Source organism: Flavobacterium sp. WC2421 (assembly GCF_040822115.1).
GTDB lineage: Bacteria > Bacteroidota > Bacteroidia > Flavobacteriales > Flavobacteriaceae > Flavobacterium.
Genome location: NZ_CP162004.1, coordinates 1,609,385 through 1,623,723 on the forward strand (window position 1 = coordinate 1,609,385; position 14,339 = coordinate 1,623,723).

Annotated in this window: 11 protein-coding genes; all 11 read left to right on the top strand. The window is 33.1% G+C overall.

Annotation, left to right across the window (positions count from 1 at the left end):
* The first annotated feature begins 52 nt into the window (after positions 1 to 52).
* The 11 genes from AB3G33_RS06825 to AB3G33_RS06875 all read left to right on the top strand — a co-directional run bounded on the left by AB3G33_RS06825 (position 53) and on the right by AB3G33_RS06875 (position 14,260).
* Positions 53 to 841 (top strand): polysaccharide biosynthesis/export family protein, encoded by a 789-nt coding sequence (locus tag AB3G33_RS06825; protein WP_367773584.1) that lies wholly within the window; start codon positions 53 to 55, stop codon positions 839 to 841.
* Between the two features lie 15 nt (positions 842 to 856).
* Positions 857 to 3,316 carry a polysaccharide biosynthesis tyrosine autokinase gene (locus tag AB3G33_RS06830; RefSeq protein ID WP_367773586.1) on the top strand — a complete coding sequence of 820 codons (2,460 nt, stop codon included), beginning with the start codon at positions 857 to 859 and terminating at the stop codon, positions 3,314 to 3,316.
* 23 nt (positions 3,317 to 3,339) lie between these two features.
* Positions 3,340 to 4,323: an SDR family oxidoreductase gene (locus AB3G33_RS06835; RefSeq protein ID WP_367773588.1), complete on the top strand. Its 984-nt coding sequence runs from the start codon at positions 3,340 to 3,342 to the stop codon at positions 4,321 to 4,323.
* A 42-nt stretch (positions 4,324 to 4,365) separates the two neighbouring features.
* A complete protein-coding gene (locus AB3G33_RS06840; RefSeq protein WP_367773590.1) occupies positions 4,366 to 5,757 on the top strand; it encodes a UDP-glucose 6-dehydrogenase in 1,392 nt (463 codons plus the stop codon).
* Positions 5,758 to 5,876: 119 nt separating this feature from the next.
* Complete coding sequence (locus AB3G33_RS06845) at positions 5,877 to 6,344, top strand: UpxY family transcription antiterminator (RefSeq protein ID WP_367773592.1); 468 nt, start codon at positions 5,877 to 5,879, stop codon at positions 6,342 to 6,344.
* 1,039 nt (positions 6,345 to 7,383) lie between these two features.
* Complete coding sequence (locus AB3G33_RS06850) at positions 7,384 to 8,667, top strand: nucleotide sugar dehydrogenase (protein ID WP_367773594.1); 1,284 nt, start codon at positions 7,384 to 7,386, stop codon at positions 8,665 to 8,667.
* 70 nt (positions 8,668 to 8,737) lie between these two features.
* Entirely contained in the window at positions 8,738 to 9,745 is a 1,008-nt protein-coding gene (locus AB3G33_RS06855; protein ID WP_367773596.1) for a mannose-1-phosphate guanylyltransferase, read from the top strand.
* Positions 9,746 to 9,751: 6 nt separating this feature from the next.
* On the top strand, positions 9,752 to 10,702 hold the full coding sequence (locus AB3G33_RS06860) for a GDP-L-fucose synthase family protein (RefSeq protein ID WP_367773597.1): 951 nt from the start codon (positions 9,752 to 9,754) through the stop codon (positions 10,700 to 10,702).
* A gap of 239 nt (positions 10,703 to 10,941) precedes the next feature.
* The gene (locus AB3G33_RS06865; RefSeq protein WP_367773599.1) at positions 10,942 to 11,334 is read left to right on the top strand and encodes a four helix bundle protein; all 393 of its coding nucleotides are present in this window, start codon (positions 10,942 to 10,944) and stop codon (positions 11,332 to 11,334) included.
* A 281-nt stretch (positions 11,335 to 11,615) separates the two neighbouring features.
* Positions 11,616 to 12,704: a GDP-mannose 4,6-dehydratase gene (gene gmd / locus AB3G33_RS06870; protein ID WP_367773601.1), complete on the top strand. Its 1,089-nt coding sequence runs from the start codon at positions 11,616 to 11,618 to the stop codon at positions 12,702 to 12,704.
* 317 nt (positions 12,705 to 13,021) lie between these two features.
* On the top strand, positions 13,022 to 14,260 hold the full coding sequence (locus AB3G33_RS06875) for a lipopolysaccharide biosynthesis protein (RefSeq protein WP_367773603.1): 1,239 nt from the start codon (positions 13,022 to 13,024) through the stop codon (positions 14,258 to 14,260).
* Positions 14,261 to 14,339: the final 79 nt, after the last annotated feature.

Below are 14,339 nucleotides of genomic sequence, written 5' to 3' on the forward strand. Positions count from 1 at the left end.
AAACTTTTAATATAGTGAATGAAAAGCTATATTTGTTACCTAAAATAAAATAATGAACAAGAATATATTCTATTTATTGCTAAGTATTAGTGTGTTATTAACTTCGTGTATTTCAACTCATGATTTAATTTATTTGCAAAATAAAGACGGTGTAACTACCGAAAATTCTATTTCTGCAGTTATGTCAAAGCCGTATCGATTGCAAACAAATGATGTTTTAAGTATCAATATAAAAGCAATTGATCCAAAATTAGTGGCAATTTTTAGCACAACTGAAAGTGCTGAAGCTGGAAAGTCTGAATCAGAACTGTATTTTAGTGGTTTTACTGTTGATGATCATGGGAATATAAGAATGCCAATTTTGGGAGAACTAAATGTTATTGGATATACTCTTGATGAAATAAGAATTAGAATCGAGAAACAATTGCTGGAAGAATATTTTAAAAAGGAAGCGAATATATTTGTAACCGTTAGATTGGCTGGATTCAAATACACAATAAATGGTGAAGTTGGTAGTACGGGTACTAAAATTTTGTTTCAAGATCATGTAAATATAATGGAAGCAATTGCTAATTCGGGTGATATTACGATTACCGGAAATAGAAAAGCGGTTACCATAATAAGACAATCTCCCACTGGAAGTGAGATGCATGATATCGATTTGACGGATATCAATGTAATGAATTCTCCTTATTTTTATTTGCAACCTAATGATTATATATATGTTAAGCCACTCAAGCAAAAAACTTGGGGAACAGGAAAAACGGGTATAGAATCTTTAGGGACGATTATAACTTTATTATCATTGGCTACAACTACTTTTTTATTATTAAAAAATTAAAATACATTTCAAAGAATGTTAGATATAAAAGATTTTTCGATTTTTGAAAACCAAGTAAGTTTTGACTTTAAGGGTTTTTTGATAAAAATCGGAAGCTACTGGAAATGGTTTCTTATCAGCTTACTGATTACATTTACGATTGCTTACCAAGTAAATATTCGTAAGGAAAAGGTGTTTAGTATGGAGACGGTTATTTCTGTAAAAGAAGAAAGTAATCCTCTTTTTACCTCCAATACTAGTTTAGTTTTTAATTGGGGAGGAACGTCTGATCAGGTTCAGACTATTTCTACTACACTTCAATCGCGTTCCCATAATGAGTTGGTCGTCGATAAACTGCAGTATTACATTGATTATCTGACTCAAGGGAAATACAATATGGTGGATGCCTATGGGGCTGTACCTTTTTATGTAAGTATTGATAAAGCAAAAGGACAAATTGCAGGTAATCTAATTAGTATTAAATTTCTTAGTGATACCGAGTATGAAATCAAAATCCCTTTTGAGAATAATGCTGTTTCAATAATCAACTATACGGATAACTCCTATAGTAGCACGGCTGTGGCTGTGGGTGAATTTGTAAAAAAATATAAAGTAGGAGAACAGGTTTCCTTGCCTTTCTTAAATTGGAAATTACTAATAAAAGGCAACCCAGGTTTTTATAAAGGGAATGAATATTTTGTGCGTTTTAATGATTTTGACGGAACTGTTTCTCGTTATAAAGGTATAAATGTTCGTTCAGATGATAAAGGGGCATCTATAATTACCTTGGGAATGCAGGGAGGAAATAAGGCAAGAATGGTTGAGTATTTGAATTCGACTGTAAAGATGCTTATTAAAAGACAATTAGATGATAAAAATCGATTTGCTACAAATACAATAGGTTTTATAGATAGTACGCTAGTTGCAATGGAATCCCAGTTAAAAGAAACAGGGAATGAGTTAAAAACATTTAGGAAGGGTAAAAATATATACGATATTGAAGAAGGTGGTGGTAAGTTTTCGGATCAAATGTTAGAATTTGATGTAAAGAAAGATGAGATTACTCGTAAAATGGCCTATTATAATTCTTTAAAGTCTTATTTGAAGAATAGTGTTGATTATTCTAGACTACCGGCTCCATCAGTGGCAGGAATTGAAGATCCAAATATTGCCGTTAACATATCTAAGTTGATTGCGTTATCTACTCAAAGATCTGAAATGGCCTATGCAGTAAAAAGCGAAAAAATATTCAAGGATTTTGATAATCAAATGGAGGCCGTTAAAAATGTTTTGCTAGTGAACATAGCATCGGCTAAATCTTCTTTAGAGTTTGATTTAGCAATGGTTAACAGTAAAATTAATCAAGCAGAAAGTACCATTAAAGCACTTCCTGATGATCAGCAAGAGTTGATTAAAATTAAGCGAAAGTATGATCTAAGTGATAATATCTATAGCACTTTTTTGCAAAAAAGAAGTGAGGCAGATATTGTTAAAGCAGCCAATTTATCAGATATTCATTTTATTGATCCTGCAAAAGATATTGGTGGTGGATTAATTGGTCCTAAAACATCGGTGAATTATGTTTTAGCTCTGTTTCTTGGGATTCTATTTCCTTTGCTTTTTGTGTTTATTATTTTTTTTATTAATAATTCGATTCAGAATACAGAAGACATTAGTAAGTTAACAAAAAGTCCTATAATTGGGGTAGTTGGATTAAATAAAGAAATTACAGATTTGGCCGTTTATGACAGGCCAAAATCAGCCTTGTCAGAATCTTTTAGGGCCATTCGATCATCACTTCAATTTTTATATAAACAGCAAAATGTTGAGGGTGCAAAAACACTTATGATAACATCTTCGGTCAGTGCTGAAGGGAAAACATTTTGTTCTATAAATATTGCTACTGTATTTGCATTAAGTGAAAAAAAGACGGTAATTATAGGATTGGATTTAAGAAAACCTAAGTTATTTGATGAATTTAATTTAGCGAATGATGTGGGAATTGTAAATTATTTAATTAAACAAAAAAGTGTTGATGAAATAATAAATCATACACAGATTCCCTATCTTGATGTTATTCTTTCAGGGCCTGTTCCTCCTAATCCTTCAGAGCTACTTATGGGAGATGGTATGGGGAAATTAATGGAAGAATTAAAGGAGAAATACGATTATATTATTTTGGACACACCACCAGTTGGACTTGTGTCTGACGCATTAGAGTTGTCTCAATATTCGGATGTTACTTTATATATAGTTAGGCAAAATTTCTCAAAGAAAGAAATGATTACTTTGTTAAACAATAGAATTAAACGAGGAGAACTGGATAATGCAAGTATCATTTTTAATGGCTTTGAGAATAAGGCAAAATATGGTGCGGGTTATGGATACGGTTATGGCTATGGCTACGGATATGGACCTTATTCAAATGGATATCATGATGATGACAAGCCAAAATCGATTATTCAAAAAGTTATTAGTACATTCCGTAAAGTATAAAACTTGATTTAAAGTATTTGGAGATGAAACAAGAAACAAAAAGTACACTTTTAATTACTGGTGGAGCTGGATTTATAGGCTCTAATCTGTGCGAATATTTTTTGGAAAAAGAATACAAAGTTATTTGTTTGGATAATTTTGCAACGGGGCATAGGTACAATTTGAAGGGTTTTATAAATCATCCTAATTTTAAATTAATAGAAGGAGATATTCGTAATGTAATTGATTGTGCGAATGCGGTGAAAGGCGTTGACTATGTTTTGCATCAAGCAGCCCTTGGCTCTGTTCCACGATCTATTAATGATCCAATTACGACAAATGATGTTAATGTTTCTGGTTTTTTGAATATGTTGGTTGCTTCAAGAGAGGCAAAAGTGAAGCGATTTATTTATGCTGCAAGTTCCTCTACTTATGGAGACTCAGTTGGTTTACCAAAGGTTGAAGAAGTGATAGGGAAGCCATTATCTCCTTATGCTATAACAAAATATGTTAACGAATTGTATGCGGAAACCTTTAGTAAAACCTATGGATTAGAAACAATTGGGTTGCGATATTTTAATGTGTTTGGTAGAAAACAAGATCCAAAAGGGGCGTATGCCGCCGTGATACCAAAATTTGTGATGCAGTTAATGCAGCATGAAAGTCCAAAAATTAACGGGGATGGGAATTTTTCACGTGATTTCACTTATATAGATAATGTAATCCAAATGAATGAATTGGCTATGACAACTCAGAATCCTTTAGCAATTAATACCGTTTATAATACTGCTTATGGAGATCGAAATACATTGAATAATTTAGTAAGTTATTTAAAAGAGTATTTATCAAAATACGATTCTAAAATTGCAAATATAGAAGTAGAGTATGGTCCCGACAGAGAAGGGGATATTCCTCATTCTTTGGCTAGTATTGATAAAGCAAAAGGATTGTTAGGTTATGATCCTAAATATTCTTTGCAAGAAGGGTTAAAAGAAGCAGTAGATTGGTATTGGAAAAATTTGAAGTAAAAAATTAAAAATAAATAAGGTTACAAATTTAAAAGTTAAAAAATGAGTATTACAAAAATTTGTTGCATAGGAGCTGGTTATGTTGGAGGTCCTACAATGGCAGTTATTGCACAAAAATGTCCGCATATTCAGGTTACAGTTGTTGACTTAAATGAAGAAAGAATTGCGGCATGGAATGATGAGAATGTGGATAATATTCCAATCTATGAACCAGGACTTTCTGATATTGTTGCTGAGGCTAGAGGAAGAAATTTGTTTTTCTCTACTAATGTAGAAAAAGCAATTGATGAGGCTCAGATTATTTTTATATCAGTAAATACGCCTACTAAAACCTATGGAAAAGGGAAAGGAATGGCTGCTGATTTAAAGTACATTGAGTTGTGTGCGAGACAAATTGCTCGTATAGCAAAAGACAATAAAATAGTGGTGGAGAAATCAACCTTGCCAGTTAGAACCGCTGAAGCGATTAAAAGTATTTTAGACAATACAGGAAATGGTGTTCAATTTCAGATTCTTTCTAATCCTGAGTTTTTGGCAGAAGGAACTGCAGTTACTGACTTATTGAATCCTGACCGAATATTAATAGGTGGAGACACATCAGTAGAGGGGCAAAAAGCCATACAGTCACTAGTTGATGTTTATGCAAATTGGGTTCCTGCAGATAAGATATTAACTACAAACGTTTGGTCATCTGAATTGTCTAAACTGACAGCTAATGCTTTTCTAGCACAACGAATCTCATCAGTTAATGCCATGTCTGAACTTTGTGAAAAAACGGGTGCTGATGTGAACGAAGTAGCAAGAGCTATTGGAATGGATAGTAGAATTGGTCCTAAGTTTCTAAAAGCATCTGTTGGTTTTGGAGGTTCTTGTTTTCAAAAAGACATCTTAAATTTAGTATACATTGCTAAATCCTATGGATTGAATGAAGTGGCTGATTATTGGGAGCAAGTTATTATAATGAATGACCACCAAAAAAGGCGTTTTTCTAATAAAATGGTTCAAACGCTTTATAATACGGTTGCCGATAAAAAAATAGCATTTTTAGGTTGGGCCTTTAAAAAAGACACCAACGATACAAGAGAATCTGCGGCTATTTATATTGCGGATGATTTAATAAATGAACAAGCTCAAATTGCAGTATATGACCCTAAGGTATCTTCTAAAAAAGTACTAGCAGATTTGGATTATCTTGAAACGAGAACTTCTGAGAAAAATAGTGCCAATGTAACTTCGTTTTCGAGTCCTTATGAAGCTTGTGCGTCTGCACATGCTATAGCCGTTTTGACGGAATGGGATGAGTTTATAGCATATGACTGGCAAAAAATTTATGATGGGATGCAAAAGCCTGCTTTTGTCTTTGATGGAAGAAATATATTAAATCGTGTAGCATTAGAATCTATTGGGTTTATTTACCAAGGAATAGGATCGTAAAGGTGTTTAGGGACAAAAGTTACAAAGCTGAAAAGTAGTTATTTATTACTGCGTTATGTGTTTTAAACGTTATGTCAATTACTTAAACTAAAAACTAATTTTATTAGAATACTATATAAATGATGAATTGGTATGTTGTTTATACAAAACCGAAATGGGAGAAAAAAGTAGCTGAACAGTTAACGAATGCTGGTGTAGAATGTTATTGTCCATTGATTATAAAAATACATCAATGGTCAGATAGAAAGAAAAAAGTAGAAGTACCACTTTTTAATTCATATGTTTTTGTTCATTTAGCTGATGAAGACCGGAATTTAGTATTCCAATCACCAGGTGCTGTAAGGTATTTATTTTGGTTGGGTAAACCTGCTATTGTAAGAGACGATGAAATTAGCACCATAAAATCTTGGCTTGACAAGCCTAATAAAGTTGATATTGCAATTACTACACTTCAGGTTGGAGATAAAATCACCTTGGAGTCTGGTCCTTTCACAGCTCAAGAGGCCGTGATTCAGGAAGTAAAAAACACGCATTACGTTCTTGTATTAGAATCATTAGGTTGTGTACTGAAAATGAGTATAAAGTAAGTAGTTGTGAGAAGTGCGTTTTTTTTGAAGGAATCTTTTCTTTTGCCTTGATGCAAAAGAAACAAAAAATATTCATGGGTTGTTATTGTTTTTTTGGTATTCATGAATCTTCGATTTCAAGCCTGCAAATTAAAAGCTTAAAAACTACCTCAAAGTACCGTTCCGCAGCCCGAGCCGTTCGTCCTTCGTCCTCCACTCGCGGACTGCTGCCACTTCACTTTTTCGTTGTTTTTCTATGCTTTTTATTTGAGGGCGGGGAGAGGAGTGGTGCGAAGGAGTATTCAGTGTTCAGGAAGCAGTGTTCAGTTATAGTGAGTTTTGAGAAGTAAGTTGTTTTTTTTGAAAGAGTTCTTTTCTTTTTTGCTTGATCAAAAAAGAAAAAAAAATATTCATGGGTTGTTATTGTTTTTTTGGTATTCATGAATCTTCGATTTCAAGCCTGCAAATCAAAGGCTTAAAAACTACCTCAAAGTATGGTTCCGCAGCCCGAGCCGTTCGTCCATCAAAAAGCGGACAACGAATATCGATTCATGGTTAACCGTTTTCCGTCCATCAAAAAGTGAACATCGAACAACGAATATCGATTCATCGGTCAACGGTAATCGAACAATGAACATCGGTCATCGAGTTGTAATTGAATGTTTATTTGAGGGTGGGGAGAAGATTAGTTCTGAGTTTGGTGTTGAAAATGAGTTTAAAGTAGGATTATAGCTGTAAAATAAGTATTCGAAAAATGTTTGAATACTCAAGAAACACACCTTTTTATCTATATTAAGATATCACTAAATTTAGTGATATTTTTTTGTTTAAAAAGGAGTGTATTCGTTTTATGTTGTTGATAATAAGATTGTTGTGTTTTTTCGTTTGGTTTTTGGGGTTTTTCGAATCCTTTTCAAATGAAAAAGATAGAAAAAGACCGATATAAAGTAGCTATATTTGCAAACTTAAAATTATTTCACTTTCCGTCTCCTTTTTTGGGAGTATGGATCGCGAAGCGTTGTATTAATAGTACTAAAAGCTAATATCTATTAGTTGAATTATGGAATCAAATTTGAAAATAGCAGTTATCGGTTTGGGTTATGTTGGTTTGCCTCTAGCACGATTATTTGCTACTAAACATCCTGTAATTGGGTTTGATATAAATGAATCCAGAGTAAAAGAATTAAAAGCAGGTTATGATGCCACCCTTGAAATTGATGCTACAACATTAACTAAGGTACTTTTAAATGATACTACTAACGCCATTGGACTATACTGCACATCTATTTTAAAAGAGGTGACTAATTGTAATTATTATATTGTAACCGTTCCTACACCCGTTGATAAAAATAACAGGCCAGATTTGACTCCTTTATATAAATCCAGTGAAACAGTAGGTAAACTACTAAAAAGTGGAGATACTGTCATTTATGAATCTACGGTTTATCCTGGAGTAACAGAAGAAGAATGTGTACCTGTTTTAGAAAGAATTTCAGGTTTACAATTTAATGTTGATTTCTTTGTGGGGTATTCTCCTGAAAGAATTAATCCTGGAGATAAAGAGCATACTGTTGATAAAATACTAAAAGTAACTTCGGGTTCTACTCCTGAAACCGCACAAAAAGTAAATCGTTTGTATCAGTCTGTGATTACAGCTGGAACCCATTTGGCTCCATCTATAAAAGTTGCAGAGGCAGCGAAAGTAATTGAAAATTCACAACGGGATATTAATATTGCTTTTGTAAATGAATTGGCTAAAATTTTTAATTTATTAAATATTGATACCCAGGCTGTTTTAGAAGCCGCAGGAACCAAATGGAATTTTCTTCCTTTTAAACCGGGTTTGGTTGGAGGACATTGCATCGGTGTTGATCCTTACTATTTGGCTCAAAAAGCACAAGAAATGGGGTACCATCCTGAAATTATTTTAGCGGGTAGGCGTTTGAATGACAGTATGGGAGAATATGTAGCCTCTCAAATAGTAAAATTAATGATCAAGAAAGGGGTTTCAGTCAATGGAGCAACGCTCTTGATGCTTGGAATTACTTTCAAAGAGAATTGTCCAGATGTTCGCAATACAAAGATTGTAGATGTGATTGCTGCTTTAACGGATTATGGTATTACGGTTACGATATATGATCCATTAGCCGATCCGGAAGCGGTTAAAAAAGAATATAAATTAGCAACGGTAAATACCGTACCCAATACAACCTTTGATGCCATTGTTTTGGGAGTAGCCCATACTGACTTTTTAAGTTTGGATTTTTCAAGATTGCAAAAGTCCAATAGTATTTTGTATGATGTAAAAGGAGTTTTGGGTGATCGTGTTGATGGAAGATTGTAAAAATCTTCCGCCGTCAAAAGAGCAACTGTCATGCCAAAACGAATATCGAACAACAAATAAAGAATAAAACATGGAAAACAAAAAATCAATTACGCACGTAATTCTTACTGGAGGAGTAGGTAGCCGATTATGGCCTTTATCACGTAAAAGTCAGCCTAAGCAATACTTGGATATTTTTGACGGTAAGTCTTTATTTGAGATGACTGTGGACCGCAACCGAAATATTGCTGATAAGGTGATGGTGGTAGGTAATATTGATAATTGTCATTTGAGTAGGAATGTTTTAGAAAAATCGAATACTGCATATGTAGATATAATTGAATCTACTCCACGAAATACAGCAGCAGCTATTGCTTTTGCAGCCTTTGCATCTGAACCAGATGATATATTGATTGTAACACCATCAGATCATATCATTGATGAGATGGAAATGTATGAAGATGCTATTAATGAAGCTGTTGATAAGGCATTAAATGGGTATATTGTTACTTTTGGAATTGTACCAACAAAACCAGAAATTGGATATGGGTATATAGAGCGCAAAGGAGATGATGTCATTTCTTTTAGAGAAAAACCAAACCAAGTTACCGCTGCCGCCTTTATTTCTAAAGGGAACTTTTTGTGGAATAGTGGAATGTTTTGTTTTAAAGCCAGTGTATTATTAGAAGAACTAAAATCTTTCCACCCTGAAGTATATGAAAAGTCGAAAATTGCTTGGGAAAATAATAAAGCAGGGAATTTAGATTTGGATTTATCCATGGATATTCCTTCTATTAGTATTGATTATGCAGTAATGGAGAGAAGTAAAAAAATTAAAGTAGTTGGATCCCAATTTGCGTGGTCTGATTTGGGCTCATTTGAATCGGTTTACGATTATTTATTGACTATTGGGCATAAAGTAGATGAAAACGGAAATATGGTGATTGGTACTAACAACTATACTGCTTTCATTGGAGTTAAAGATACCATATTTGTTTATACGCCAACAGCTAATTTAATTTTGAAAAAAGAATTTTCTCAAGATGTTAAGAGTGTTTATAGTGCACTCGAAAGAGCTAACTCTGATTTATTGAATTAAAAAATTATGAATAAAGACACTAAAATATACATTGCCGGACATAACGGGATGGTAGGGAGCGCTATTTGGCGGACTCTTATTGAAAAAGGGTATACCCATCTTATTGGATCTTCCAGTAAGGAGTTGGATCTAAGAAACCAACAAGAAGTGGCTGCTTTTATGGCTAAAGAAAAACCTGAAGTGATTATTGATGCTGCTGCAAAAGTAGGAGGGATATTGGCCAACAATGATTTTCCGTATCAGTTCCTTATGGAAAACATGCAAATCCAGAATAATCTAATCGACTCAGCAATGAAGTCTGATGTAGAGAAATTTATCTTTTTGGGAAGTTCTTGTATCTATCCTAAACTAGCTCCACAACCTTTAAAAGAAGAATATTTATTGACGGATACTTTAGAACCCACCAATGAATGGTACGCGATTGCAAAAATAACTGGGGTAAAAGCCTGTCAGGCCATCCGAAAACAATTCAATAAAGATTATGTAAGCCTAATGCCTACTAATTTGTATGGGACTTACGATAATTTTGATTTAACTTCTTCGCATGTTTTACCTGCGATGATGCGTAAATTTCATGAAGCAAAAATGAATAATAATGCGCCAGTTACTCTTTGGGGTAGCGGAACACCTATGCGCGAATTCCTTTTTGTAGATGATATGGCACAGTCAGTTGTTTTTGCATTAGAAAACAAACTACCTGATTATTTATACAATGTAGGAACGGGGGAGGATTTAACGATCAAGCAATTGGCAGAAACCATTCAAAAAATAATTGGACATCAAGGAGAAATTATTTGGGATCGTACTAAACCAGATGGTACACCAAGAAAATTAATGGATATTTCTAAAATGCATGCTTTGGGATGGAAACATCAAGTGCAATTAGAAGAAGGGATACAGAAGACGTATACTTGGTTTTTAGAGAATATCGATAAATTTAAGGAAGTGAAGATGTAGGGAAGGATTAACTGGTTAATCGTTTAATCGGTTAGGAAAAAGGTTAAGCGGTTAGTAAAGGTTTAATCGTTTAGGAAAAGTTTAATTGGTTAGGAAAAGTTTAAATATTTACATTCGATTAACCAAATAACCAGTTCACCAAATAAACAAATAATCAGTTCACCAATTAAACTTTTGTTCGATTCAGCAATTAACCATTAGTTCGATTAAACAAATAACCAATTAAACAAATAACCGATTTGAGCTACCACATCTATTCTTTCGAAAAATTAGAAGTATATCAAATGGCTAGAAAGTTCAAAATTGATATAAAGTTGATGAGTCAAGGGTTTCCAAAAGAAGAAAGATTTGATTTAATCAGTCAAATTAATAGGTCATCAGCGAGTATCTCTGCTAATTTAGCAGAGGGTTCTGGAAGATCTTCTAATTTTGACCAGGCCCATTTTACTAATATGTCCTATTCAACGGGGTTAGAAACAATAGATCATTTGAACACCGCCTTGGATATGAAGTATATTAATGAAGAAAAATATACAGAACTTAGAATAAAACTGGATGCTATTTTAAATAAATTAAATTCACTTTATAAATATCAAATCAATAATAAAGAGACGTTGAAGAAGAAAGTTTAAAAAGTTTAATTGTTTAAAAAGGTTAATCGGTTAGGAAAAGTTTAATCGGTTAGGAAAGGTTTAAATATTTCCACACGATTAAACGATTAACCAAATAACCAGTTCACCAAATAAACGATTAACCAATTAACCAATTAAACAATTAACCAATTAAACAATTAACCAAATAAACGATTCACCATCGTATAACAAAATTTCAATCACAACACACGATTAAACAATTAACCAAATAAACGATTCACCATCGTATAAAAAATACACGAACAACAAGCAATAAAATCATGGATAGTACACCACAAAAAGTAGCATTAGTTACAGGAATCACGGGTCAAGATGGATCTTATTTAGCAGAATTATTATTGGAAAAAGGATATATGGTTCATGGTGTGAAACGCCGCGCGTCTTCTTTTAATACCCAGCGTATTGATCATATCTATCAAGATCAACATGAAGCCCATGTTAATTTTAAATTGCATTATGGAGATTTGACGGACTCAACTAATATTATACGAATCATACAGGAAGTACAACCCGATGAAATCTATAACTTAGGAGCGATGTCTCATGTAAAGGTATCTTTTGATTCACCTGAATATGTTGCCAATGTAGATGGATTGGGAACCTTGAGGATTTTGGAGGCAGTTCGAATTTTAGGTTTAGGAAAAAAAACGAGAGTGTACCAAGCTTCTACTTCTGAATTGTATGGCGGATTGGCAGAGAATAAAAACGCAGCAGGATTTTATGACGAAAGCTCTCCTTTCTATCCGCGTTCGCCTTATGGAGCGGCTAAGATTTATGGTTTTTGGATTACTAAAAACTACCGTGAAGCCTATAATATGTTTGCTTGTAATGGGATTCTGTTCAATCATGAATCGCCAAGACGTGGGGAAACTTTTGTAACCCGTAAAATCACCATGGCTGTCGCTGCGATTGCCAAAGGAAAGCAAGATTGTTTGTACTTAGGAAACTTGAATTCGCAAAGAGACTGGGGACATGCCAAAGATTATGTAGAAGCGATGTGGCGTATTTTACAACAAGACGTGCCTGAAGATTATGTAATTGCCACCGGTGTGACTACGTATATTAGGGATTTCGTGATTATGGCTTTTGCTGAGGTAGGTGTTACCCTAACTTTTGAAGGAGAACAAGAAAATGAAACGGCTACTGTCGCTTCTTGTGCTAATCCTTTGTATCAAATAGCGATAGGTACCGTTGTGCTTAGAGTAGATCCAGAGTATTACCGCCCGACTGAAGTGGATTTATTAATAGGCGATCCTACGAAGTCAAAAACACAATTGGGATGGAAACCACAGTACGATTTAGCCGCTATGGTGAAAGAAATGGTAGCGAGTGATTTGAAATTGTATTAGTGTGAAAGTAGTATTTAAAGGACGGTGGTTATACTACTTTGAATTATTTTGAGTAGTATACATGAAGTTTTTTATAGAAATTAAATTACTAGAAGTCTCATGATGAGATGTGAAAAAGATTAAATCTACTTCTTTTTTTGATAGTGATTGAAGATGTAGATTTATTTATAAGTTTTAAATATATATAATAATTGAAGAATATAGTCCGAAAAATTTACAATAAAGTTGGGATTAAAAGTGACCGTACTAAGAACATAACTAAGCATGTTCTGGTGTCCTTCATCTATAAAGGAGGAAGTATAATAACCTCTTTTTTAATGATTCCCTTAACTATTAATTACCTCGATACTGAAAATTATGGTATTTGGTTAACGTTAAGTTCATTTATTGCTTGGTTTTCTTTTTTTGATATTGGTTTAGGAAATGGATTAAGAAATAAGTTTGCTGAGGCTAAGGCTAAAGGGGATTTAACACTCGCACAGGCCTACGTGAGTTCAGCATATTTTACAATTGGAAGTGTTAGTTTACTGATTATATTAATTTTCTTTGGACTTAATTTTTTTATAGACTGGACTCGTGTATTTAATACAAATGTTATAATACAAAAAGAACTAGGATTGCTTATGCCTATTGTTTTTTCTTTTTTTTGTTTGCAATTAGTAGTAAAATTAATAACGACAATATATACGGCAGATCAACACCATTCGATGCAGGGAAAAATTAATTTTCTTACATCTGTGATATCTATATTGGCAATTTGGTTGATGACTAAAACAACAGAAAGTTCTTTGTTAATCTTTGGGGCTATCTTTTCGGCCTTACCAGTATTAATATTAGTTGTGTTGAATTTATTCGCTTTTTCAAATACATATAAAGAATATAGGCCTGTCTTTTCTTTATGGAAGAAAGAATATTTAAAAGATATTTTTGGTTTAGGAATAAGTTTTTTTTTTATTCAGATGGCCTGGGTAATAATAACCACTACTGATAACATGATTATTTCACAGTTATTTTCACCAAAAGAAGTAGTTCCCTATAATTTAGCATTTAAGCTATTCAGTATATCATCAATGATTTTTACGATTATTGTTGCTCCTTATTGGTCAACTTTTACTGAAGCTTATTTCAAGCAGGATTACGATTGGATAAAAATGTCTATGAAAAATTTGAGGAGATTTGTAATTATTTTTTGTTTTTTCTCTTTTTTTCTTCTTGGGTTTTCTAATTTTATTTATCGAATTTGGTTGGGGGAAAAAGTTGAAATTTCATTTAATTTAAGCTTCTTTATGTGTGTGTATACATGCTTAATAATATATTTGACACCGTTAAATTATTTTATTAATGGTGTAGGTAAAATTAAAATACAATTGTATCAAACTATTCTAATGGGAGTTCTAAACATTCCAGTTTCAATATTTTTTGCTACATATTTGGGTTTAGGTACTGTAGGAGTAATAATTGGAACTATTTTATGTGTAATTCCGGGTGTTTTTCTCTCTACAATACAATTTAATAAAATTATAAATCAAAGAGCTTTTGGTCTTTGGAATAAATAACTGAAATGCAATTTTTGTTTGTCTTATTAACTAAAGTTTTACGACGATTCAAGTATTATTTATTAAAACCTATCGATTG

Bases quoted from the DNA above. Each gene is read 5' to 3' on its own strand.
- AB3G33_RS06825 (WP_367773584.1), top strand. From the start codon at position 53: ATGAACAAGAATATATTCTATTTATTGCTAAGTATTAGTGTGTTATTA.
- AB3G33_RS06830 (WP_367773586.1), top strand. From the start codon at position 857: ATGTTAGATATAAAAGATTTTTCGATTTTTGAAAACCAAGTAAGTTTT.
- AB3G33_RS06835 (WP_367773588.1), top strand. From the start codon at position 3,340: ATGAAACAAGAAACAAAAAGTACACTTTTAATTACTGGTGGAGCTGGA.
- AB3G33_RS06840 (WP_367773590.1), top strand. From the start codon at position 4,366: ATGAGTATTACAAAAATTTGTTGCATAGGAGCTGGTTATGTTGGAGGT.
- AB3G33_RS06845 (WP_367773592.1), top strand. From the start codon at position 5,877: ATGATGAATTGGTATGTTGTTTATACAAAACCGAAATGGGAGAAAAAA.
- AB3G33_RS06850 (WP_367773594.1), top strand. From the start codon at position 7,384: ATGGAATCAAATTTGAAAATAGCAGTTATCGGTTTGGGTTATGTTGGT.
- AB3G33_RS06855 (WP_367773596.1), top strand. From the start codon at position 8,738: ATGGAAAACAAAAAATCAATTACGCACGTAATTCTTACTGGAGGAGTA.
- AB3G33_RS06860 (WP_367773597.1), top strand. From the start codon at position 9,752: ATGAATAAAGACACTAAAATATACATTGCCGGACATAACGGGATGGTA.
- gmd (WP_367773601.1), top strand. From the start codon at position 11,616: ATGGATAGTACACCACAAAAAGTAGCATTAGTTACAGGAATCACGGGT.
- AB3G33_RS06875 (WP_367773603.1), top strand. From the start codon at position 13,022: ATGATTCCCTTAACTATTAATTACCTCGATACTGAAAATTATGGTATT.